Origin of the sequence: Meridianimarinicoccus roseus, assembly GCF_003172915.1 — a bacterium.
Taxonomy (GTDB): Bacteria; Pseudomonadota; Alphaproteobacteria; order Rhodobacterales; family Rhodobacteraceae; genus Meridianimarinicoccus; species Meridianimarinicoccus roseus.
In genome coordinates, this window is record NZ_QGKU01000011.1 from 1 (window position 1) to 21,620 (window position 21,620).

Consider the following 21,620-nt stretch of genomic DNA (forward strand, 5'->3'; position numbering starts at 1 on the left):
TGTGGTTGACCGGGGTCAGGCCTCCGGAGCGCAGCTGGCGGTTCAGGATCGCGTCGCCGGTGGTCGCTCAGACCAGTGGCGCAACCACTGGCAACTCCGCCGGCAGCCATAGGTCGGACGCACCGCCACGAGCGCCATGATCAACGGCACCAACGCCGCGTCTTGCGCTTTGTGATAGCGCCGCCGCGGCTTCGTTCTCCCGTTCAGCCGATCGATCAGGTTCGAGCGGGCCACGCCCAGGGTTTCGGCCACGACCTTCACCGGAAATCGTCCGGTCGCGGCGACCGCGCGAGCCAGGTAGGTTTTTTTGACCGTGACTTGTCCAGCGCCTCGCGCAGGATCTCGACCTCCATCGTCTTGCGCCCGAGCTGCCGTTCGAGCTCGCGAATGCGCTCCTCCATTTGCCGGACGACCTTGTTGCTGGTGACCTCATCGTCCTCGGACACGGCGACACTTCCCCCTTCGAGCATGAGCCGGCGCCAACGATACAGCAGATCGGGCGCTACGCCATTCCGGCGCGCCACGACCGGGATGCTGGCGCCGTCCTCCAGCGTTTCCTCGACGGTCCGCAGCTTCTCGGCGGCAGTCCAGCGGCGTCGGCGGCCGCCATCGGCGATGATCTCCATCTCAGACTTAAGCACGTGCTCAGGCATATGCCTCAGCCTCCATGGTCATGCCCAAGTGCCCGGTTGAAAACGTATGGCGCGCCCCGGCTGCAAGCGGCGATTGGGTGACGGCGTAGTCAGTCTTCACGAACGTATCTAGGATGTCAGCATGGGTGCCGCCGCCAAGATGGAGACCCGCGCGTTCCAATCCTCATGAAGGGGGCGGCTTCAAAGAGCCATTTTTCGCCGGAGGTTTTCAGAACGCCGATCGACTGTCAGGCCATCTTCCTTTCACCACTCGCAGGTCGTCGCTCCCGAAACTGTCCGAGCCGGACGCGTGTTCTTCGGTTCGTCCCCCTTAGCGACGGGTTGTAGGTCTGCTCACGGCGCAGAAGCGCCCGGACAGTGCGCGCCATCCTTGCAGCCAGGGCGACGACGGCGACATTGGGGAGGGCGCGGGCGAGACGTCCGCGCAGCCAGGCCCCCACACCTATGTCGCTTTTGGCCAAAGACGGCATGGCGGACCGCGCACCCTGTATCAGCATCTTGCGAAGATACCGGCCAGCACGCTTCGTGATCCCCGGGAGCTTCGGTCTTCCCCCGGTGGTGGCCTGGCGGGGCACAGGCCCCAACCATGCAGCGAGGGTGCGCCCTTGTCGAAAGTCGCACCGTCCCCGACGGCGGCGACCAGTGTCGTGGCGTTCAAAGCGCCGATGCCGGGGATGCTTGTCAGCCTGCGTGCCCGGTCGTCGGCCCGCGCCATAGCTGCGAACTCGGCGTCAAAAGCAGCGACCCGACGATCCAGTTCTTCCCGGCGTGTCCGCATGTCTCCCAGTGGAAACGTCATCCGTGGAGTCAGTAGGCTGACGCCACGATCCAGCAGTTCACCGAGCAGGAGACGCAGCCGGGCATGGCCCTGCGCGACGACGTGACCGCGTTCCAGAAGAAGGCTCCTGATCTGGTTGGTCAGGGACGTGCGATCCCCGACCAGGGGGTCGCGCACCCGATGGAGCGTCTGAACGTCGAGTTGCTCCTCGCTTTCAAGCTCGACGAAACGCATGGTGGGACGAGGCGCCGCCTCTGCGACCGCCTCGGCATCGCGGTCATCATTCTTCTGCGCCTTGACGTGGGGCCGCACATATTCAGGCGACATCGACCGGATGTCGTGGCCCGGTTCCGCCAGTGACCGACCTATGTGATGGGCGCCGCAACATGCTTCCATTGCCATCGTGCATGGCCTCGGCTTTGCGGCAAACGCGATCACCCCGTCGCGTCGCATCCGTCACCGCACGATGACCGCACCGTTCGCGTCGAGGCCGACGATGCTGCAGCTGTTCTTGCCCAGGTCGATGCCAAGGATCACGATACTCATGGTTCGCTCCTTCCTTCCTTGAACACCGCCACCTTGCACAGGCGTCGGCGGAAGGGGCGGGCCATCCATAAAGGGGGGGCGGCAGGCTGATTGGCCGAACCAAGGGCGGTATGAACACCAAGCTGCACGCCGTTGCCGACGCGATTGGGCGCCCGCTGCGGTTCTTCATGACCGCGGGACAGTCAGCGACTATACCGGCGCTGCGGCCCTTCTGGAAAGTCTGCTCGCCGCCGAATGGCTGATCTCGGACCGGGCCATGACGCCAGCTGGTTTCGGGACGCGTTGCAGGACAAGGGGATACGCCCCTGCATCCCGAGCCGGGAAGTCCCGCGACAAGGCCGTTCTCTACCACAAGCGCCGATACAAGCGCCGCAACCGGATCGAGATCATGTTCGGCCGACTAAAGGATTGGCGGCGCATCGCCACCCGCTGTGACCGGTGCCCGAAGGTCTTCCTGTCAGCCATCGCACTCGCCGCAACCGTCATCTTCTGGCTGTAGCTCGATGAGTCTGGAGCTTGTGGGCCGTCCTTGTCAATGAAGTCGGTTTCGCTGAGCGCACACTGAAACTGACCCGGAACATCGCGGGTGTTTTGGGCTTTGAGCCGACCCTCGCGTTGCTCCGACACGCGGCACGGCGCGGGCAAGACCTCGGGGGCGTGCCATCGCTCAGTCAAGAAACGCCTTTTCAACCACGAACTCGCCAGGCGCAGAATTCGCCCCCTCGCGCAACCCCGCCGCGGCGCACAGCGCCATGATGTCTTTGTTGAGTGCAAGGTTGCCGCAGACCATCGCCCGGTCCGTGTTGGGCGACCACGCGGGCAACCCCAATGCCGCGAACACGGCACCGCTGCGGATATGATCGCTGATGCGCCCCTCGTGCGCCGAAGGTTCGCGGGTGGTGGTCGGGTAATAGTGCAGCTTCCCCGCCACCATCTCGCCGATCAGCGGGTCGTCCGGCAGGGTATCGACGATGCTGCGGCCATAGGCAAGCTCGTCCAAAGTGCGGCAGGTATGGGCGAGGATCACATCGTCGAACCGCTCCCATGTCTCCGGATCGCGCAGGATCGATGCGAAGGGCGCGACGCCGGTGCCGGTGCAGACCAGCCATAGCCGAGCACCCGGCAGCAGCGCGTCATGGACAAGCGTGCCGACAGGCTTTGGCCGCAGGATGATCTGGTCCCCCGGTTCGATCTTCTGCAGCCGTGACGTCAGCGGCCCGTCGGGCACCTTGATCGAATAGAATTCCAACTCGTCATCCCACGACGGCGACGCGATGGAATAGGCTCGCAGCAGCGGCTTTCCGTCGTCCTTCAACAGTCCGATCATCACGAACTCACCCGACCGGAACCGCAGGCTGCGTGGGCGTTCCACCCGGAACGAAAACAGCCTGTCGGTCCAGTGGGTCACGGCGGTTACAGTCTGGGCATCGGGCAAGACGCGGGCGGGCTGCAAGTTCATGGCAAAATCTTTCAGGCGGTCTGATCGGCGGGTGCCGACGAAAAAAGCGTATCGAGCTTGTTGGCCAGCCCGTCCCGGGCATCGGCGTCGGGCAGCGGGTCGCGCGCCGCGGTGATAACCGGCCAGAGTTCGGCATAGCGCGCATTAAATGTTACCCAACGATCCATGTCGGCATCCGTGTCGGGGCGGATCGCGTCGGCAGGGCATTCTGGTTCACACACGCCGCAGTCGATGCATTCGTCAGGATGGATCACCAGCATGTTCTCGCCTTCGTAGAAACAGTCCACGGGACAGACCTCGACGCAGTCGGTGTATTTGCAGCCGATGCAGTTATCAGTGACGACATAGGTCATGCGCGTTTCCCATCTTGATGTGGGCGCAACGTGCGGCGGCGCGGCATCGGGTGTCCGTCAACAAATTGCTATTGCCCCATGCCGCGGCGCTGCACGTTGACAGCGTAACCACGACACCCCGAGGCCACAGTGATCGCATCCATGACCGCCACCCCGGATTGCCGCACCCTGATCATCGATTGGGACAGCGGCGAAACCACGCAACTCAGCGCGGCCCTGCTGCGCCGGGAGGCCCGCGACGCGGGCTCCATCCGTCAGCGGGTCGATTTCGGCTCGGTGCGCGTGGACGACGACATCGCGATTACCGCGCTCGCTCCGGTCGGTTCAGTGGGGGTGAACATACACTTTTCAGACGGACACGACCGCGCGATTTATCCGTTCGCCTATCTGCTCGAGCTTTCGGAACGCGGTGACAAGTAATTGACAGAAGCCCTGCAGCACCGCGGCGCAGGCTGATCTGAATGCAGGGAAATGGAGTCCCATGATGGACGAGATACGCGACGGAATTGATCAGATCGATTGCGATATCCTGATTATCGGCGGGGGTACCGCCGGACCCATGGCGGCGTTAAAGGCCAAGAAGAAGAACCCCAAGGCAAACATCATCCTGCTCGACAAGGCGAACGTGAAACGCTCGGGAGCGATCTGCATGGGGATGGACGGGCTGAACAACTCCGTTATTCCCGGTTATGCAACGCCCGAACAGTACACCAAGGAAATCACCGTCGCCAATGACGGCATCTGCGACCAGGCCGCGGTCTACCGCTATGCGCAGGAGTGCTATGGCATAATCCAGGAACTCGACAGTTTCGGCATCCGGTTCCAGAAGGACCAGAACGGCGAATACGACGTCAAGAAGGTGCACCACATCGGCACCTATGTCCTGCCGATGCCCAATGGCGACACGGTGAAAAAGGCGCTTTATCGCCAGTTGCGCAAGGCACGGATCAACATCATCAACCGCTACATGGCGACCCGCCTGCTGACCGGCGAGGGCCGAGTCGCGGGCGCCATTTGCGTGAACACCCGCAGCGCGGAGTTTCTCGTGGTGCGCGCAAAGGCGGTCATCATGGGGCTGGGTGCCGCGGGGCGGCTGGGCCTGCCAACCTCGGGCTACCTTTATGGAACCTACGAGAACGCGTCGAACAGCGGCGAAGGCTACGCGATGGCCTATCACGCCGGTGCGGGGCTCGCGAATCTCGAATGCTACCAGATCAACCCGCTGATCAAGGATTACAACGGGCCTGCCTGTGCCTATGTCGCGGGGCCCATGGGCGGCTATACCGCCAACGCTCGGGGCGAACGCTTCATCGAATGCGACTACTGGTCGGGCCAGATGATGCAGGAATTCTTCGACGAATTGCAGGGCGGCAAGGGGCCTGTGTACCTGAAGCTCAACCATCTCGCCGAGGAAACGGTGGCCGAGATCGAACGCGTCCTGCACATTGTGGAACGCCCGACGCGCGGGCATTTCCATCGCGGCCGCGGCACCGATTACCGCAAGCAGATGATCGAGATGCACATCTCGGAAATCGGCTTCTGTTCCGGGCATTCGGCCAGCGGCGTCTTCGTAGATGAACACGCGCGCACCACCATTCCCGGCCTCTATGCCGCTGGCGACATGGCGAACGTGCCGCACAACTACATGCTCGGCGCGTTCACCCACGGGGCTTTCGCGGGTGAAGATGCCGCCGACTATGTCGCCGAAATGGATTTCGCCGCCTTCGACCAGGCGGACATAGAGGCCGAGCGCACCCGCGTGCTCGCCCCCACGAAGCGCGAAGACGGCATCCCGCCCAACCAGATCGAGTACAAGACCCGGCGACTGGTGAACGATTACCTGCAACCGCCAAAGGTCACCGCCAAGATGCACCTCGCGCAGAAGCGGTTCGCCGAGGTCCGCGAGGACATGGAAAACGCGATGTATGTCCGCGACGCCCACGAACTGATGCGCGCGCTGGAGGCCTCGAGCATCCTCGACTGCGCCGACATGGCAGCGGCGGCGTCGCTCTATCGTACGGAAAGCCGCTGGGGGCTGTATCACAACCGGGTGGAATACGAGCGGGACGACGAGAACTGGTTCTGCCACACGATCCTGACCAAGGGCGACGACGGCATGCCCGCCAGCCGCAAGCAGGACGTGAAACCTTATGTCGTCGACATCGCCGAGGACGAGAAGGACGCCTATGCCAAGCAGCGCGTCAAGCCCTCTGTCGCAGCCGAATAAGGATAGTTCAGATGCCTCTCGCCCAGACCGCAACCACCGTTCCCGTCGTCGTCAACGACGACCTTTGCATCGCCGATAAGGGGTGCACTGTTTGCGTTGATGTCTGCCCGCTCGATGTTCTGCGCATTGCCGAGACCGCCGAGGGCAGCAAGACCGCCTACATGAAATACGACGAGTGCTGGTATTGCATGCCCTGCGAAGCGGATTGCCCCACGGGCGCCGTGACGGTCAACCTGCCCTACTTGCTGAAATGAGGCCGCGATGACCGTACTTTTCGAGGATTTCAACGATATAGACGATCTTGCTGCGGGACTGAACGACCCCACGCCAAGCGGTCGCATCATGGCCGTGATCGAGCTTGCCGACAGCGCCGATCCTGCAGCGATCCCCTATCTCGCCGGGGCGATCTCCGACGCTGATGCGGGCGTGCGTAAGCAGGCTGCGCTGGCGCTGACCGATTTCGACGGCCCCGATACCGCTGCGGCATTGGTCGTGGCCCTGGCCGACAGCGTGCAGGAGGTGCGCGACGCCGCTGCCGTCAGCCTGACGGAACTCAAAGAACCCGCGGCGGGCGATGCCTTGCTGCCCCATCTCGGGTCGGCGGACGAATTCACGCTGGTTGCTTGTCTTGCCGGGATCAAGGAACTGCGCCGCCCGGAGGCAATGGAGCCCGCGATCGCAGCGCTAGAACACCCTTCGCCCACAGTTCGGATGCAGGCCGTGGGCGTGATCGGCTGGCTGCAGGACCCTGCGGCATTGTCGGCCTTGCAGAAGGCCGCCGCCGATGTCGACGTGCAGGTGCGCCGGGTCGCCCTGACCGCGCTGGGGTTCAGCCGCACCGAGGCCGCGGAAAGCGCGCTCATCGCGGCGCTGTCCGATCCGCACTGGCACCCGCGGGAAGCAGCGGCGGAAACGCTGGCGAAATCCGGTGGGGCGGCATGCGTGTCGCATCTTCGCCGCGCGCTTGACGACGATTACTGGCAGGTCAGGCTCAAGGCGGTCCGGTCGCTCGGCAAGCTGGGCGCGCGCGAGGCGGCCATGCAGATCGGGCCGCTCATTTCGCTCGATATCCCAAACCTGCGCAAAGAATGCGCCGCCGTGCTGGGCGAGCTGGCTGTGCCGGAAACCCGGTCCTTCCTCGCGGCCTTCGAACACGATTCCGACCCGGACGTGCGCAAGAACGTGCGCTGGGCGCTGGCACGGATCGACGCTGCCGCAGCCTGAACGGATTAAAAAATAGGCTTCCATCGGCTCCTGGAACCGCAGCGTTCCAGGGGTCTACGCGCGTCTAAAAAGTTCTTCCAAATTATTGGTTTTCAACAAAAAATTTCATCCTCGATTCGGCGCAAACCCGCGCTCTGCCTGTCGTGCTTTGCAGGGAAATATTGCACTGGACTTAAAAATCAGCACGAATTTTGGGCTGTTCGCGATTCCTTCGCCAACCGAGGTTCGCCGGGGGCCGGCAGGCTTTGTCGGCAGGGAAGCGGGGCCGATACTCGGGATCACAGTTTGATGAAGATCCACGAACCAACCGGAGCCAGCCATGACCAGCCAAACGATCAAAACGACGTTACTTGCCGCCACCTTGTTGTCGAGCGGCGGTATCGCCCTCGCGGAAACCATCTCGATCAGCATCGGCCACCAAAGCACCGTGACCAACACCGTGCCCGGCGGCATCATCATCGAAAAGCTGGAACTGCTGCAAAAGCATCTGCCGACGACGGGCCGGTACGAAGGTGTCACCTACGACGTCAGCTACAGCGACTACACGTCCGGCCCACCGATCACCAACCAGATGCTCGCGGGCAAGATGCAGTTCGGCGTGATGGGGGACTACCCCCTGATCGTCAACGGCGCGACCTTCCAGGCGGGTGGGCAGGATGAATCGCTGCTAATCCAGATCACCGGCTATAACCTCAAGGGCACCGGAAATGGGCTCGTGGTGCCGGTGGACAGCGATGTCAACACGCTCGAAGACTTGCGGGGAAAATCCGTGTCGGCGCCTTTCGGCAGCGCGGCCTGGGGGATGTTCCTCAGCGTGATGAGCCGCGAGGGGCTGACCGATGACATAACCTATGTGAACCAGAGCCCGCCAGTGGGCGTCAACAACATCGCCATGGGCCGTATCGACGCGCACGTCGACTTCACGCCCTGGTCCGAAGTGATGGAATTCCGCGGCACGGGTCGCAAGATCTACGACGGCAGCGAATCAAACATCCCCACCTTCCATGGTACGGTCGTCACAAAGTCCTTCGCCGACGAATATCCCGAGATCGTGGATGCATATGTCAAGGCCACGCTTGAGGCGCAAGACTGGCTGAACGCCGATCCCCTGAATGCCGCGATCAAGGTTTCCGAATGGACCGGCATAGAGAAGGAGGTCCTGTATCTCTATTTCAGCGATGGCGGGATTTCGACCTTCGAGTCCTCGATCAAGCCGCAATGGGTCGAAAGTCTGAAGGAAAGCCATGCGCTGCTGGTGCGTGAACGGGATGTCCCGCCGCTTGATTTCGACAAGTGGGTCGTGGACAGCTACGTTCAGGCCGCGGTCACTGAGCGGGGCGAGGATTACGAGGCCATGGTCGATAGCGTCGTGGACACTGCCGTCGCCAACGTAGGCAAGCCGATGGAGATCTGGCATCCCCGCGACGGGATCTCGACCTATCCCACCCTGACGGAGTTCTTCGCGGCGCTTGCCGAGATCCGCAACACCGGGTTCCAGCCTGCGGCGACCTATGTCTATGACGCAGAATCCGGGCTTAAGCTGTTCGGCAACCGGGCGTTCTATGTGGCAGGCGAGGACGGAAGCTATGCCGCCTTCCTCAAGCGCGACGCCGCCGCGGACCATGCCGACGCGACGGGTGGCAGCGTAGTCGATTTCGCCAACATCGTCGACAGCATCTCCGGCTGACCCGCCCGGCGCGCTGAGCCCGCGGGCTTCGGCGCGCCGCGCACACCTTTTGCAAGGAGCCGTCGCCATGCTGACCGAACTCAAGCCGCCCGTCGAAACCGCGACCCCAGTGCCGGTGGCCATCGCCCCCGAAGCCGACCCCGCCACAGGCACGTCTGGCGTCGCGGAAACCGCCCCCGAAAGCGACAACGCAGCGGCGGCAGGCTATGCCGGCGTCGATCTGGCCAGCCCGCGCCGCGGCCCCACCCGCGATTGGCGCGGCCCCCTGCGCAGCGGGGTTCTCGCGCTCCTGTCGCTCGCGATCGGTGTGACGTTGTGGCATTTCGCCAGCGTCAACAAGCTGTCCTATGGAATCAACTTCGCTTATGTTCCGCCGCCCGCCGACGTGCTGGAGGCCACGATGGCGAACCTCGCCGATCCGATTTTCTTCGTGCATATCGGCGTCTCCATGCAGCGGGTATTCATCAGTTTCATACTCGCCGCCGGTCTGGGCGTGCTTACCGGGCTCCTGATGGGGCGAAGCAGCGCCGCCTGGGCCATGATCGCGCCTTATATCGAAATCATGCGCCCGATCCCGGCTGTGGCGTGGATTCCGCTCGCCATACTGATGTGGCCGACCGAAGAGTCCTCGATCGTGTTCATCACCTTTCTCGGTGCGTTCTTTCCCATCGTGCTCAATACGGTGCACGGCGTGCGACAGACGCCCGAGGTGCTGGTCCGCGCCGTCCAGTCGCTTGGGGCAAACCGCGTCGCGGTGTTCCGCCACGTCGTACTGCCCGCCGCCCTGCCGTCGATCAGCGCAGGTCTTGCCATCGGCATGGGGGTCGCTTGGTTTTCGCTCTTGGCGGGGGAAATCATCTCGGGCCAGTACGGCATCGGGTATTTCACATGGGACGCGTATTCCATGGTGCGCACGCCCGATATCGTGCTGGGCATGCTGACGATCGGCATGCTCGGAACCCTGTCCACCGCCGCTGTCCGACTGGCTACCGCTCCGTTTCTCGTCTGGCAGACCCGTGCCCGCTGATCCGGCGCCAAGGTTGGCCGACCTTCGCCCAAAAAAGGAAGACATCGATGCGCGACTTGCCAGAACCCATCCGACCCGGAACGCCGAGGGACTCAGGCGGCAAGGGTGCCATTGATATCGACGGTGTGTCGATCGTCTTCGGCCATGGGGACGCCGCCCACACGGCAGTTGAAACCACGTCGCTGCGGGTGGAACCTGGCGAATTCGTCTGCATCCTCGGTCCCTCGGGCTGCGGAAAGTCCACGCTGTTGAACGCGGTCGCGGGCTATGTCACGCCGCATACCGGCGAGGTGCGTGTCGATGATACGCCAGTGCGCAAACCCGGACCGGACCGCGGCATGGTTTTTCAGCAGTATTCCCTCCTGCCTTGGAAGACCGTGCGCGACAACGTCGCCTTCGGTCCTCTGATGGCGGGGGCCAGCCCGACCGAAGCCGGCGCCGTCGCCAACACCTTCCTAAACATGGTCGGGCTGAAGAAGTTCGGGAGCCGCTATCCAACGGAACTGTCGGGCGGGATGCAGCAGCGTGTCGGCATCGCGCGCGCACTGGCGAATTACCCCTCGGTCCTCTTGATGGACGAACCCTTCGGTGCGCTTGATGCCCAGACCCGCCTGGTCATGCAGGAAAACCTGCTGGAGATCTGGCGCAAGTTCGGGATCACCGTCATGTTCGTGACCCATGACGTAGACGAGGCGGTTTTTCTCGCCGACCGCGTTCTGATCATGAGCGCGGCGCCCGGGCGCATTATCGAGGATATCCGCCCCGCGCTGCCGCGTCCGCGCAGCACCGACATGGTCGCCCTTCCGCCCTACATCGCTGCGCGGCAGCAGTGCCACGAGGTAATCCGCGCCGAAAGCCGCAGGGCGTTCGCCGAGCAGAATCTCTGATGCGTCCCGCCGCCGACCGTGCCCCGGTGAATTCCGCCGGACAGTCCGCCGCGCGGCGCAGGCCCGATCCGTCCGAAACCGCGCCCAGTGCCTTGTTCCTGTCGGAGTACTTGCTGGAAATCAACGAAGGGGCCGGGTTTCTCGCGTCGCTGGCCCCCGCCGATCGGGACCGGGTGCGTCGCATGGGCACGCTGTGTACACTGCCCAAGGACGGAGGTCTGTTCTTCCAGGGCGATCCGCATACCGGGGTCTGGGTCGTGGAACAGGGGCGGGTGCGCACGTTCTACACCGCGCCTTCGGGGCGCGAGATCACGCTGGCCTATTGGAGTGCAGGCCATTTCGTCGGCGGCCCCGAGGTTTTTGGCCGCGGCCGCCACGTCTGGTCCGCCGATGCGCTGGACGATTGCGAATTGCTGTTCCTGTCCGGCCCAAACTTGCGGCGGCTGGTCGAAACCATCCCTCATGTTGCCATAGCGGTGATCGACGGGCTGGTGGCAAAAGGCAAATGCTACTCCGCCCTGATCCAGATGCTGGGAACGCGGTCCATCTCCGACCGGCTGCGCCAGCTTCTGGTGATACTCGCCGATACCTACGGGCGGCAGGACGGCGACGCCATCGTGATCGACCGGTCGATCACCTATGAACAGGTGGCCTCCATCGTCGGTGCGACCCGGCAATGGGTGACCCAGTCGCTGGATAAGCTGCAAAAGGAAGGCGTACTCGTCATCTCTCGCCGCGAAATCCGCATCCACAGGCTGCATGGCCTCTGCGACTGATAGGCGTTTGCCGAAACGATTTCGGCCACGTCAAACGAGAAATGATTACCAGCATGTTTCGGCACTCCAAAGTATGTGTCGACACCGCCGCCAATAACGTAGGCATCAAGCGGTGTGGCTCTGATGCTGTAAACGCCCTCCTCGTGGATCGTCGATGACCCACCCGGGCACACCAGATGCCGCCCGGACGCGGCTACAGCATCAGAGCTGCGGCACATCACAACCCAAGCCCGAGGTCCTTCCCCGCTCGCCGCCGCAAGGCCGGAAAAACCGCACGGGCTCATCATCACTGCCGTTGCTGGAAGCTGGTCACCATCGCAGCGCGCCTGAAAGAGCCGTCAGAAATGCAATGCTACGGCGTCCTAACGGATCTAGTTGCTAGTCGGCGGAAGGGGATGCCTCCAGGGAAATCACCACCTCGACTTCCGCCGGGATGAACGGCGTGAATGCGCCGAGCGCGAAATTCGTCCGGTCCAGGGTCGTCGTCGCCTCGAAGCCGGCGATAGGCTTGCCTTGGGGGCCGGGCGCGTTCTTCAGCATCGTCGTGCTCAGCGTGACCTCGTTCGTCACGCCGTTCAGGGTCAGATCGCCAGTAATGTCGGCGGTGTTCTCGCCCGTCACCTCGATGGCGGTCGATGTGAACGTGATCATGCTCTCGGCGGAATTCTGGAAGAAGTCGCCGGACTCAAGCAGGTGCTGCGTGAATTCGGGCGTTACGATGATCGCGGAGGTCGGTATCTGGATCGATACCGAGGAATTTGCCGGGTTCTCCTCGTCGAACATCAGATCGCCACGGATATCGAAGATCACGCCGCGTGTGGTCGAAAAGCCGAGATGCGACCAAGAAGCGACAAGCTCGCTGTGAGAAGGGTCGATTGTGTAAGGCAGCGGTTCCGCGTCGGCTGCACCGGCAGCAAGCCCGGTGGCCGCGGCAAGGAGAAGAATTTGTTTCATGACGTTCCTGTTTCGAAATGGAGGTTTCCGTTCGAGGTGTAGCACCTGACGCACCCCGGCAGGCTGACGAAATACACGCGGTCGGTAAAACGCGCGTGATCCTTGGGTGTGCCGCCCGGTGCCACGTCCTTGTCGCCGCCAAGCACGCGGGCCAGAACCAGAGCGGGCCGAACCGCCCTTCGCAAATCCGCAGGGCGTTGTCTGAACAATGGAAAGGCCGAAGGCGGGCCCGGGCTGGCAGGGCTTGCCTTTCCAATCCTCAGAACGCCGATGCCGGACCGAGCGTGGCGCCGAGGGTGTTTTTCCGACGGACATCGCCGGGCGTTCAGGGTTTGCGCAAGCCCGCCGCCATCTGGCGCTTGCGGGCAGCGCGTTCGCGGCGTTCGCGGTCGTGACCCAATCGGAAGGACTGTTCCACGAAATCAAGATGGCTGCGCGCCGCGGCCTCGGCGGCGTCGGGATTGCCGGCCAGCACCCCTTCCGCAATCTGCCTGTGCTGGTCCAGCAGCCGTTCCCCGGTGCCGTCGATCGTGCGCAGGAAGCGGCGGTTGTAGAACACGCCGCGTCGGGTCAGATCATAGATTGACGTCATCATGTGCATAAGCATGGCGTTGTGGCTGGCATTGACCACCGCGCCATGAAAGGCGACGTCTGCCTGTTCGGACTGCTCCGCATCGCCGTTTGCCTGCGCCTCCTCCATAACGCCGAGCAGACGCCGTATCTCGTCGTGGTCGGTCGCTGTGGCGCGTGTCGCGGCCAGCCGCGCCGCGAAACCTTCCTGTTCGCGCCGGTATTCCAGATAGTCGTAGAAGGCCAGCCCGTGCCTCGCATAGAGCGCGATCAGCGCCGGTGACATCGCCTGTCCGGTCAGTTCGGCCACGAAAGTGCCTTCGCCGTGCTGCACCCGGATCAAACCGTCGCCTTCCAGCCGCTTCAGCGCTTCACGCACCTTTGGACGCGACACGTCGAACCGTTCGGCAAGGTCCCGTTCGGAAGGCAGGCGGGCGCCTTCGCGCAGGATGCCCTGCAGGATCATTTCCTCCACCTGGTCGACCACCAGGTCAACGACCGATTCGTGCCGAATGCTGTCGAAAAGGGCCTGCGTCGGCGGCATATGTGGTCCTCCTTGTGGAGTAGAGGTTAAACGGATTGCCCACGCTGGCAAGACGCTTTGTCGCTGGCCGCCACCTAAGCCGCCATTTTTCAGCATGAAACTTTCACTTCCAGTCCTCAATTCGCGCCGGTCCGCAGCGGTGCGCCCAGAGAGGTAAACAAAGTTGTTGACTGATTGAGAGGTAAATATAAAAGACCTCTTGCAGACGATGCATACCGGCCATGCCGCTGGCGCAGGCCGAACCCCACGGAGGAGAGATCATGAAAACAGTTCTTACGGGCCTCGTTCTGGCCGCAGGCCTTGCCGCTCAACCCGCCCTTGCCGCCGACAGGATGCTTCTGAAGGTTCCGGTAGCTTTCTCGACCGCGTTGCCTGGCCTTGGCACACCCATCCCCCGTGTGGCCGAAGCGGTTGACGTCATGTCGGGCGGCACCCTGAAGATGAAGGTCTACGAGCCCGACAAGCTGGTCCCGGCCTTCGAGATCCTCGATGCCGTGTCGGCGGGCAAGATCAACGCGGGCTACACCACGGCGGGCTACTGGGCGGGCAAGATCCCTGCGGCGCCGATATTCTCGGCCGTGCCGTTCGGCCCGGAGGCGGGCGAATACATGGCGTGGATGTATTACGGCAACGGGCTGGATCTCTACCAGAAGATGTACGACCAGGCTGGCTACAACGTGCACGTGCTGCCCTGCGCGGTTCTGGCGCCCGAAACCTCGGGCTGGTTCTCGAAGGAGATCAATTCGCCCGAGGATCTGAAGGGCCTGAAGATGCGCTTCTTCGGTCTTGGCGGCAAGGTCATGGAAAAACTGGGCGTCGCGACGTCGCTGCTGCCCGGCGGCGAGATCTTCCCGGCGCTGGAAAAAGGCGCGATCGACGCGACCGAGTTCTCCATGCCCGCGATCGACCAGCGGCTCGGCTTCCACAAGGTTGTCAAATACAACTACTTTCCCGGCTGGCACCAGCAGGCGACGGTCTTCGAGCTGATGATAAACAAGGACGTATGGAACGGCGCGTCCGAACAGCACCAACAAATCCTGACGCAGGCTTGCAAGGCCTCCATGGCCGACAGCTTTGCCGAGGGTGAGGCCAGCCAGTTCGAGGCGCTCAAGCGCAACGTTGAGGAAAACGGCGTCGAGATCCGCAAGTGGTCGCCCGAGATGCTCGAGGTGTTCCGCACCACCTGGGACGAGGTCGCGGCCGAGGAAGCTGCCAACGACCCCTTCTTCGCGGAAGTCTGGGAAGATCTGAGCATGTTCCGCAGCCAGTACGATCTGTGGGAAGCCAACGCCTTCCTGCCGCGGTTCTGACACGGCCGCGCCGGGGCAGGGGCTGACCCCGCCCCGGCTGCCACTTTTCGAACCCCGACCCCGCTCAAGAAATCCAGAATTTCACGTTCCGCCTGCAGGCCGGGTCTGTCCCGGCGGCGACGGTGCCTGCCTGACGCCCGAGGAGGAAACACACAATGGCCGTGCAGCCGAAACCCCGATACGATGGCGATCTCGCCGATACCTACGAGAAGGTCCTCGAACACCCCGAGACCGACACCCTGCCTGTCGCCGTCGGCATCGACCGGGTGGTCAAGGCGGTGGGCCATGTCGTCATGGTAGCCAATCTCGTGCTTATCGCTGCAATCGTCGCGCAGGTCACGCTGCGCTATGCGTTCAACCTGAACTTTCCCAAGCTCGACGAATTCCAGTGGCACATCTACGGGTTGGTGACGATGATCGGTGTGTCCTACGCGCTGACCACCGACAGCCATGTCCGGGTGGACCTGCTGCACATGCAGTTGTCGCGCCGGGCGCAGCGCATCATCGAGGTGCTGGGCATCCTGTTGCTTCTGGCCCCGTTCATCTACCTGATGATCGATCAGGGATTCGACTATTTCGCCGAAAGCCTGCGTGTCAACGAACGGTCGTCCTCGGCCACCGGCCTGCCGTTCCGCTGGGCGCTCAAGGCGGTCATCCCTATCAGCTTCGTGCTGCTGGGCCTCGCAGCGCTGGCGCGGCTGCTCCACGACCTGCACGCGCTGCGAGCGGTGAACCCGTCCGAACGCGAGGGGCGGGGGCTCTGGCTAGTCCTCTCGGCGCTGGCAGGCTTCGCAGTCGTGGCATGGGGGCTGACCTTCCTGGTCGAGACGACCGAGGAGATGCTGGTCATCGCCATGTTCGTCAGCTTTATCGGGCTGCTGTTCACCGGCTTCCCGGTGGCATGGACGTTGGCGGGCACCGGGATCGTCTTCTGCTTCATCGCCTACCTGTTCGACTGGGGCTACATGTCCTGGACCGGGCTTGAGGACACGTTCACCGGGCTCGACTATCTGACGCTGGGCGCGGTGGTGAACCGCATCTACGCCACAATGTCGAACGCCGTTCTGGTGGCGCTGCCGATGTTCATCTTCATGGGCCTGATGCTGGACGAAAGCGGCGTGGCCGAACGGCTGATGACTGCGATGACGCGCCTGTTCGGCACGGTGCGTGGCGGGCTTGCGATTACCGTCACGCTGATCGGGATCATCCTGGCAGCCTCCACAGGGATCGTGGGCGCGTCAGTGGTGCTGCTGGGGGTTCTGTCGCTGCCCGCGATGGTGGCGCATGGCTATTCCAAGCCGCTTGCGACCGGGGTTGTGGCCGCTTCGGGCACTCTGGGTATCCTGATCCCGCCCTCGATCATGCTTGTCATCATGGCCGACCAGATGGCGCTTTCGGTGGGCGACCTGTTCATGGCCGCCGCGATACCGGGGATGGTGCTGGGGGTGATCTACCTCGTTTACATTTTCATTTTCGCGCTGCTGAACCCTGCGGCCGCCCCTGCGCCCGAAGGCGCCCGCACGCCAGACTGGGCCGTGATCCGCGACGTAGGTATCGCGGTGCTGCCGCCGCTGGGCCTAATCCTTGCGGTGTTGGGGTCGATCTTCGCGGGCATCACCACCCCGACCGAGGCCTCGGGCATCGGGGCCATCGGCGCGACGCTGCTCGCGATCGCCTATCGCAAACTGACATGGGCCAAGACCTGGAACGTGTTGAAGGCCACGTTCAACACCACCGCGTATATCTTCGCCATTTTCCTCGGGGCGACAGTGTTTTCCTTCGTGCTGCGCGAACTGGGCGGGGACGAGTTGATCGAACACATGGTCGCCTCCACCGGGCTGGGCCCGAACGGCACGATCATCTTCATCCTGTTCGTCGTGTTCCTGCTGGGTTTCGTGCTCGACTGGATCGAGATCACGCTGATCGTCCTGCCGCTGATGCGCCCCATCGTGAATGGCCTCGGCCTCGATATTCCGGGCTTCGGCAGTATCGACGAACCGGCGCTTATCTGGTTCGTGATTCTGGTCGCGGTGACACTGCAGACATCGTTCCTGACGCCGCCCGTTGGCTTCTCGCTGTTCTACCTGAAGGGCGTCGCGCCTGAAGGTGTGCGGCTGAGCCACATTTACCGGGGCATCGTTCCTTTCGTTCTGTTGCAGTTGCTGGGGCTGTCACTCGTCTTCGTGTGGCCTGCGCTGGCCACCTGGCTGCCCGCCGTCGCCTATTGACGGGCATCGCGACCCTCCGCGCTTGCGCCCGGGGGGTCGTCGGCCCACATCTGAGAGGGAGGAACCGTCATGAGCTTGACCGAACACAGCGGCACTGCCGCCAACACGGCCACCGCGTCCCGCCCGGCCACCGCAACCGCCGACGACCTCGTCGGCACGCTGGTCGCCGTCGTCGGGAAGCGCCACTGTCTGACCGATCCGCGCAAGACCGAACGCTACCGCAAGGGCTTCCGCTCGGGCGATGGCGAGGCGACGGCGGTCGTTGTGCCCGGATCGCTGACCGAGATGTGGCGCGTGCTGCAGGCTTGTGTGGCCGCCGACGCGATCATCCTGATGCAGGCCGCCAATACCGGGCTGACCGAAGGCTCCACGCCAAAGGGCAGCTACAACCGGCCGGTGGTCATCATCTCCACCCTGCGGATGGACAAGATCCACTTGCTTGACGAGGGGCGCCAGATCGTCAGCCTGCCGGGCGGCACACTGTTCAACCTTGAGGCGATTCTGGACCCGTATGGTCGTCAGCCCCACTCGGTGATCGGCTCGTCCTGTATCGGCGCGTCGATCCTGGGAGGTGTATGCAACAATTCCGGCGGCTCGCTGGTGCGGCGCGGCCCCTCCTTCACCGAACTGTCGCTTTTTGCGAGGATCAACGCGGACGGCCAACTGGAACTGGTCAATCACCTGGGCATCGACCTTGGCAACGACCCGGACGAGATGCTGACGCGGCTTGAAAAAGGCGCCTTCGGCCCGGACGACGTGCATCCAACGGGCCGCGCATCGGACGACAGCTATCCCGACCGGGTGCGCGACGTGCAGGCCGAAACGCCCGCGCGCTTCAACGCAGACCCGCGCGGGCTGTTCGAGGCCTCGGGGTCAGCGGGCAAGATCGCCGTCTTCGCCGTCAGGCTCGACACCTTTCCGGTCGAGACGGGCGAAAAGGTTTACTACATTGGCACGAACGCTCCGTCCGCGTTGACCGCGCTCCGCCGCCGCCTTTTGATGGAGTTGCCCGAACTTCCGATCAGCGGCGAATACCTGCACCGTGACTGCTTTGACGTCGCGCGCAGTTACGGCAAGGACACGCTGCTGATGATCCACTGGTTGGGCACGCGCCGGCTGCCGGGGATCTTCGCGCTGAAAGGCGCAATCGATGCGCGGCTGAACAAGCTGCGCTGGCTGCCGCACAACCTGTCGGACCGCGCGATGCAAGTGCTGTCGCGCCTCATGCCCGAGGCGCTGCCGAAGCGGATGCTGGCCTTCCGCGAGGCCCATGAACATCACCTGATCCTGAAGGTGTCCGGCACAAGCGCCGCAAAGACGGAAGAGATCCTGACGGAGACTGTCGGCTCGGATGGCTGGTTCCTGTGCGATGCTGCCGAGGCGAAGAAGGCGATGCTGCACCGGTTCGCCGCTGCCGGTGCGGCCGTGCGCTATGGCGCGGTGCACGCGGACACGACCGAGGATATCCTCGCGCTCGATATCGCGCTGCGCCGCAATGACGACGACTGGGTGGAATCCCTGCCGCCCGAGATCGACGACCAGATCGCGGTAAAGCTCTATTACGGGCATTTCCTCTGCCACGTATTCCATCAGGATTATGTGGTGAAGAAAGGTGCGGACCCGAAGGCCCTGAAGGCGGCGATGCTGGCGCTGCTCGACCGGCGCGGGGCGGAATACCCGGCTGAACACAATGTCGGGCACCTCTATGCTGCCAAGCCGCCCTTGCAGGCGCATTATCGCGCGCTCGATCCGACCAACAGCTTCAACCCGGGCATCGGCAAGATGTCCCGAGACCGCCATTACGGCGGCTGTTGCGACGGCGCGGGCGCGGGTCACTGACCGCGCGCCAAGGCCGCGACCGGCTGCTGCGCTACTGCGCGTCGTCCGGCGGCGCGGTGAAGCCGTAGGCGTCCAGCTGATCGGGCAGCAGCACATAGATTTCGCGCGGGGGTGTCGCCATCGCGTGCTGCATCACGGCCGGGTCGATGCCCATCTCGATCAGGTAGCCCATCACCTCGGCCTGTCCGCGCTGAATGTCCTCCACCGCGAAGGCGGCGGGCAGCAGCACGCTTTCGCCGAAATCGTGCTGGTGCAGGCCGACCGATGCGTCCGGGTCGATATCGCGGGTGGCTCCGCCAACAAGCAGATAGGGGCAGGCGGAAAAGCAGACCTCGCCGCGCAGCACGCGGGTTCCGATACCGGCGTGCCGCAGGTGGCGCCCCAGAGCCAACGCATCCCGGACAGACCCGCCGGGCGATTGCAAGATCAGCGTCTCGGGGGCCGGGTCGGCATCGGCCAGAAGGTCGATCACGCGCGGCGCGTCGCCCGCGTCGATCGTTCCTTCAAGCCGGTAGGTGCCGTCATCTTCCCGCAGGAGCGTCAGCCGGTCAGGCATCTTGCCGGGCACGCGGTCCGGCACCACGGTGGGCCGGTCGCGGCGCGGACGGTAGGTTCGACGCTGGTCGCCGGGTGTCACCGGCTCGCCCAGCCGCGGCGCGGACGGGCCGACGCCGGGCAGACCCATCGGCGTGTCGCTGCGGCTGTCGCCCAAGATCAGCAGGCCCGCGATCACAAGCTGGAAGGCCAGCACCCCGGTAAAGACCCGCGCGACCGTGCCACTGCGGGCCGTCACGCGGATTTTCCGGGCAGGTTATGGCCTGGCAGCTTCTGGACCGTGGCGTCCTCGCGCCGCGGCGCGCTGCGGGTCCGTTCGATGTCGTCCAGCGCGGCGACGGCGGCGCGCGCTTCGGCCAGCGTCAGCGTATCGGCGGCCGGGCTGCCCTCGCGCCCGGCGCGAATTGCCGATTGCGTGACCGCGAGGATCAGAACCAGCACCGCTGGCAGCAGGTCGATCGCAATGGCGCCCGCCCAGGACGGAATAAAGTTCCCCGCATAAAGGATAACCGCATCGGCCGATGAAATCGGCGTATAAGTCACCTCGCTGACGGGATCGAGCGCGATCACCGCCTGAGCGGCGCCCGCCAGGGTCTGCGCCCGCTGCGCCAGAACGTCCAGCACCGACGTGATCGTGGCGGCCTGGTCGGACCGGTTCTGGTCGGTGCGCCCGTCCAGTTCCGGCAGCACGACCGATGCCGCAAGATCCTTGGCTGCCCGTTCCACCAGCGGCGCGACCGACAGTTGCCGCATGCCCGTGATCAGGCCTTGCAGCCGCACCGCAAGTTCGGAGAACTCCACACTACGCGCGGCGACGGGGCCCGGCTCCACCGTCAGCGCGCGCATCCGGCTGAGGATCGCGTTCCCGTTCGTGAAGGCTTCCTCCACCAGCGGAGTCTGGCTGGCAATTTGCGCCTCCAGCGCCGCAAGCTCCGCCGATTTCTGGCGCAGCACGCGGAATACGGCGCCCCGCCCGGCGAGGCCCGAAAGAGATCCCGCGGCTTCCTGCTCGGACAGATCCTCGAAGGACTGGCGGGTGCGGGCCACGTCGCGCTCCAGCGCCTGCGCGGTCAACGCGACCTCGTGCGCCTGCTCCAGACTCTTTTGGTAGGCCTGCACCGTCTGGGCGAGGTGCTGTTCCACCGCCGCGGACCCCGCCAGCGCAGCTGCGTTCAGCCAGGATGACATGGCCACGATGGCAAGACAGCCGAGCCCCATCGCCCCAAGCAGTCCCACCCTAGAGCGCGCGGTGCGCATCGCGGGAAACAGCCGCAACAGGTAGGACCAGAACACGAAAATACCGACCGAGACTGCGGTCGAATAGGCGACGGCGGCGAAGACCGACAGCGCGCCGTTCTCGTCCAGCAACGAAGACACGCCAAGATAGGTATAGATGCCCGATGCCACGGCAAGCACACCAAGCGCCGTGCCGGAGAAGGTGTCCAGCCAGCTCAGATGCGCTTCAAGCTCGCGCACATGGCGTGACCCTTCCTCGCGGTCGGCGGACAGTTGGGTATGTTCGGACATCGCGATTCCCTGAACAGCACAACTACAGGGTAGAGGCGAGGACCAGCCTTTCCAAGCGCCGGCACGGCCGACGATACAGCTACGGGAGTTTGTTGCGAAACTCGGGTCTGAGGCGTGACAGCCCCGTTGCCCCTCTGGCGTCAGGCAGGCGGACGATGCCGGCGGTGCCGAGAGCATCGAAGCGGTTCATGACTGGGCAGACGAACGCCACGGCAGGAGTGGATGGCGTCCGGTCCCGGCATCGCCATGTGCCTCATCGGGTGCCGTCCAAGTCACCGCCGAGAGGAGCCGTCGATGACGGAGAGGACCACGGCCGGCGTCGGTCTGGCCAAGTCCGTTTTCCAGCTCCACGGTATCGATGCCAAAGGTTTCGCAGTCTTGCGGCGGCGGGTGCGGCGCAGCCGGATGCTCGAGTGCTTCCAGCGGCTTGCAGCCTGCCTGATCGGCATGGAGGCCTGTGCCGGGGCGCATCTTGG

Annotated in this window: 20 protein-coding genes and 2 pseudogenes; 13 read left to right on the top strand and 9 right to left on the bottom strand. The window is 64.0% G+C overall.

What is annotated here, in order from left to right; genetic code table 11:
* From DKT77_RS02700 to DKT77_RS02705, 3 genes and pseudogenes are all read right to left on the bottom strand, one after another.
* Positions 1 to 653 (bottom strand): annotated as a pseudogene (locus DKT77_RS02700) (transposase); the annotation flags it as partial.
* A gap of 227 nt (positions 654 to 880) precedes the next feature.
* Entirely contained in the window at positions 881 to 1,228 is a 348-nt protein-coding gene (locus DKT77_RS21620) for a hypothetical protein (RefSeq protein WP_476638802.1), read from the bottom strand.
* Positions 1,144 to 1,884, bottom strand: a complete 741-nt coding sequence (locus DKT77_RS02705) for an IS110 family RNA-guided transposase (RefSeq protein WP_476638803.1) — start codon at positions 1,882 to 1,884, stop codon at positions 1,144 to 1,146. Before DKT77_RS02705 ends, DKT77_RS21620 begins: the two co-directional genes overlap by 85 nt.
* A gap of 313 nt (positions 1,885 to 2,197) precedes the next feature.
* Between DKT77_RS02705 and DKT77_RS02710 the strand changes: the two genes are divergently transcribed.
* The gene (locus DKT77_RS02710) at positions 2,198 to 2,476 is read left to right on the top strand and encodes a transposase (protein ID WP_420798284.1); all 279 of its coding nucleotides are present in this window, start codon (positions 2,198 to 2,200) and stop codon (positions 2,474 to 2,476) included.
* A 168-nt stretch (positions 2,477 to 2,644) separates the two neighbouring features.
* Here the strand turns inward: DKT77_RS02710 and DKT77_RS02715 are convergent, their stop codons facing one another.
* Both DKT77_RS02715 and fdxA read right to left on the bottom strand, forming a co-directional pair.
* Positions 2,645 to 3,436 carry a ferredoxin--NADP reductase gene (locus tag DKT77_RS02715; protein ID WP_109810211.1) on the bottom strand — a complete coding sequence of 264 codons (792 nt, stop codon included), beginning with the start codon at positions 3,434 to 3,436 and terminating at the stop codon, positions 2,645 to 2,647.
* Positions 3,437 to 3,447: 11 nt separating this feature from the next.
* Positions 3,448 to 3,789 carry a ferredoxin FdxA gene (fdxA, locus tag DKT77_RS02720; protein ID WP_109810212.1) on the bottom strand — a complete coding sequence of 114 codons (342 nt, stop codon included), beginning with the start codon at positions 3,787 to 3,789 and terminating at the stop codon, positions 3,448 to 3,450.
* Between the two features lie 141 nt (positions 3,790 to 3,930).
* Between fdxA and DKT77_RS02725 the strand changes: the two genes are divergently transcribed.
* The 8 genes from DKT77_RS02725 to DKT77_RS02760 all read left to right on the top strand — a co-directional run bounded on the left by DKT77_RS02725 (position 3,931) and on the right by DKT77_RS02760 (position 11,617).
* Positions 3,931 to 4,209: a DUF971 domain-containing protein gene (locus DKT77_RS02725; protein ID WP_109810213.1), complete on the top strand. Its 279-nt coding sequence runs from the start codon at positions 3,931 to 3,933 to the stop codon at positions 4,207 to 4,209.
* A 61-nt stretch (positions 4,210 to 4,270) separates the two neighbouring features.
* Complete coding sequence (locus DKT77_RS02730) at positions 4,271 to 6,016, top strand: fumarate reductase/succinate dehydrogenase flavoprotein subunit (RefSeq protein WP_238547643.1); 1,746 nt, start codon at positions 4,271 to 4,273, stop codon at positions 6,014 to 6,016.
* Between the two features lie 11 nt (positions 6,017 to 6,027).
* Positions 6,028 to 6,270: a 4Fe-4S dicluster domain-containing protein gene (locus DKT77_RS02735; RefSeq protein ID WP_109810214.1), complete on the top strand. Its 243-nt coding sequence runs from the start codon at positions 6,028 to 6,030 to the stop codon at positions 6,268 to 6,270.
* Positions 6,271 to 6,277: 7 nt separating this feature from the next.
* Positions 6,278 to 7,240 (top strand): HEAT repeat domain-containing protein, encoded by a 963-nt coding sequence (locus DKT77_RS02740; RefSeq protein WP_109810215.1) that lies wholly within the window; start codon positions 6,278 to 6,280, stop codon positions 7,238 to 7,240.
* 319 nt (positions 7,241 to 7,559) lie between these two features.
* Entirely contained in the window at positions 7,560 to 8,927 is a 1,368-nt protein-coding gene (locus DKT77_RS02745; protein WP_109810216.1) for an ABC transporter substrate-binding protein, read from the top strand.
* 67 nt (positions 8,928 to 8,994) lie between these two features.
* Positions 8,995 to 9,954: an ABC transporter permease gene (locus tag DKT77_RS02750; protein ID WP_109810217.1), complete on the top strand. Its 960-nt coding sequence runs from the start codon at positions 8,995 to 8,997 to the stop codon at positions 9,952 to 9,954.
* A 47-nt stretch (positions 9,955 to 10,001) separates the two neighbouring features.
* Positions 10,002 to 10,841, top strand: coding sequence for an ABC transporter ATP-binding protein (locus DKT77_RS02755; RefSeq protein ID WP_109810218.1), 840 nt, complete (start codon positions 10,002 to 10,004; stop codon positions 10,839 to 10,841).
* Positions 10,841 to 11,617 (top strand): Crp/Fnr family transcriptional regulator, encoded by a 777-nt coding sequence (locus DKT77_RS02760; RefSeq protein WP_109810219.1) that lies wholly within the window; start codon positions 10,841 to 10,843, stop codon positions 11,615 to 11,617. The genes DKT77_RS02755 and DKT77_RS02760 overlap by 1 nt, the downstream gene beginning before the upstream one ends.
* 378 nt (positions 11,618 to 11,995) lie before the next feature.
* Here the strand turns inward: DKT77_RS02760 and DKT77_RS02765 are convergent, their stop codons facing one another.
* Positions 11,996 to 12,571 carry a YceI family protein gene (locus DKT77_RS02765; protein ID WP_109810220.1) on the bottom strand — a complete coding sequence of 192 codons (576 nt, stop codon included), beginning with the start codon at positions 12,569 to 12,571 and terminating at the stop codon, positions 11,996 to 11,998.
* Positions 12,572 to 12,896: 325 nt separating this feature from the next.
* Entirely contained in the window at positions 12,897 to 13,685 is a 789-nt protein-coding gene (locus DKT77_RS02770) for a FadR/GntR family transcriptional regulator (RefSeq protein WP_109810221.1), read from the bottom strand.
* 260 nt (positions 13,686 to 13,945) lie between these two features.
* Between DKT77_RS02770 and DKT77_RS02775 the strand changes: the two genes are divergently transcribed.
* The 3 genes from DKT77_RS02775 to dld all read left to right on the top strand — a co-directional run bounded on the left by DKT77_RS02775 (position 13,946) and on the right by dld (position 19,062).
* Entirely contained in the window at positions 13,946 to 14,995 is a 1,050-nt protein-coding gene (locus DKT77_RS02775; RefSeq protein WP_109810227.1) for a TRAP transporter substrate-binding protein, read from the top strand.
* Between the two features lie 155 nt (positions 14,996 to 15,150).
* Positions 15,151 to 17,223 carry a TRAP transporter large permease subunit gene (locus DKT77_RS02780; RefSeq protein WP_109810222.1) on the top strand — a complete coding sequence of 691 codons (2,073 nt, stop codon included), beginning with the start codon at positions 15,151 to 15,153 and terminating at the stop codon, positions 17,221 to 17,223.
* 69 nt (positions 17,224 to 17,292) lie between these two features.
* Complete coding sequence (gene dld, locus DKT77_RS02785; protein WP_109810223.1) at positions 17,293 to 19,062, top strand: D-lactate dehydrogenase; 1,770 nt, start codon at positions 17,293 to 17,295, stop codon at positions 19,060 to 19,062.
* Positions 19,063 to 19,093: 31 nt separating this feature from the next.
* Here the strand turns inward: dld and DKT77_RS02790 are convergent, their stop codons facing one another.
* Both DKT77_RS02790 and DKT77_RS02795 read right to left on the bottom strand, forming a co-directional pair.
* Positions 19,094 to 19,855, bottom strand: coding sequence for a COG3904 family protein (locus DKT77_RS02790; protein ID WP_238547644.1), 762 nt, complete (start codon positions 19,853 to 19,855; stop codon positions 19,094 to 19,096).
* Positions 19,852 to 21,144 carry a hypothetical protein gene (locus DKT77_RS02795; protein WP_109810225.1) on the bottom strand — a complete coding sequence of 431 codons (1,293 nt, stop codon included), beginning with the start codon at positions 21,142 to 21,144 and terminating at the stop codon, positions 19,852 to 19,854. The genes DKT77_RS02790 and DKT77_RS02795 overlap by 4 nt, the downstream gene beginning before the upstream one ends.
* A gap of 294 nt (positions 21,145 to 21,438) precedes the next feature.
* On the opposite strand from DKT77_RS02795, the pseudogene DKT77_RS02800 reads away from it, so the two are divergent.
* Positions 21,439 to 21,620, top strand: a pseudogene (locus tag DKT77_RS02800) (IS110 family transposase); the annotation flags it as partial.

What these genes read in the sequence shown, in the direction of transcription:
- DKT77_RS02705 (WP_476638803.1), bottom strand. Translation starts at nt 1,884, where the DNA reads ATGCGACGCGACGGGGTGATCGCGTTTGCCGCAAAGCCGAGGCCATGC.
- DKT77_RS02715 (WP_109810211.1), bottom strand. Translation starts at nt 3,436, where the DNA reads ATGAACTTGCAGCCCGCCCGCGTCTTGCCCGATGCCCAGACTGTAACC.
- fdxA (WP_109810212.1), bottom strand. Translation starts at nt 3,789, where the DNA reads ATGACCTATGTCGTCACTGATAACTGCATCGGCTGCAAATACACCGAC.
- DKT77_RS02725 (WP_109810213.1), top strand. Translation starts at nt 3,931, where the DNA reads ATGACCGCCACCCCGGATTGCCGCACCCTGATCATCGATTGGGACAGC.
- DKT77_RS02730 (WP_238547643.1), top strand. Translation starts at nt 4,271, where the DNA reads ATGATGGACGAGATACGCGACGGAATTGATCAGATCGATTGCGATATC.
- DKT77_RS02735 (WP_109810214.1), top strand. Translation starts at nt 6,028, where the DNA reads ATGCCTCTCGCCCAGACCGCAACCACCGTTCCCGTCGTCGTCAACGAC.
- DKT77_RS02740 (WP_109810215.1), top strand. Translation starts at nt 6,278, where the DNA reads ATGACCGTACTTTTCGAGGATTTCAACGATATAGACGATCTTGCTGCG.
- DKT77_RS02745 (WP_109810216.1), top strand. Translation starts at nt 7,560, where the DNA reads ATGACCAGCCAAACGATCAAAACGACGTTACTTGCCGCCACCTTGTTG.
- DKT77_RS02750 (WP_109810217.1), top strand. Translation starts at nt 8,995, where the DNA reads ATGCTGACCGAACTCAAGCCGCCCGTCGAAACCGCGACCCCAGTGCCG.
- DKT77_RS02755 (WP_109810218.1), top strand. Translation starts at nt 10,002, where the DNA reads ATGCGCGACTTGCCAGAACCCATCCGACCCGGAACGCCGAGGGACTCA.
- DKT77_RS02760 (WP_109810219.1), top strand. Translation starts at nt 10,841, where the DNA reads ATGCGTCCCGCCGCCGACCGTGCCCCGGTGAATTCCGCCGGACAGTCC.
- DKT77_RS02765 (WP_109810220.1), bottom strand. Translation starts at nt 12,571, where the DNA reads ATGAAACAAATTCTTCTCCTTGCCGCGGCCACCGGGCTTGCTGCCGGT.
- DKT77_RS02770 (WP_109810221.1), bottom strand. Translation starts at nt 13,685, where the DNA reads ATGCCGCCGACGCAGGCCCTTTTCGACAGCATTCGGCACGAATCGGTC.
- DKT77_RS02775 (WP_109810227.1), top strand. Translation starts at nt 13,946, where the DNA reads ATGAAAACAGTTCTTACGGGCCTCGTTCTGGCCGCAGGCCTTGCCGCT.
- DKT77_RS02780 (WP_109810222.1), top strand. Translation starts at nt 15,151, where the DNA reads ATGGCCGTGCAGCCGAAACCCCGATACGATGGCGATCTCGCCGATACC.
- dld (WP_109810223.1), top strand. Translation starts at nt 17,293, where the DNA reads ATGAGCTTGACCGAACACAGCGGCACTGCCGCCAACACGGCCACCGCG.
- DKT77_RS02795 (WP_109810225.1), bottom strand. Translation starts at nt 21,144, where the DNA reads ATGTCCGAACATACCCAACTGTCCGCCGACCGCGAGGAAGGGTCACGC.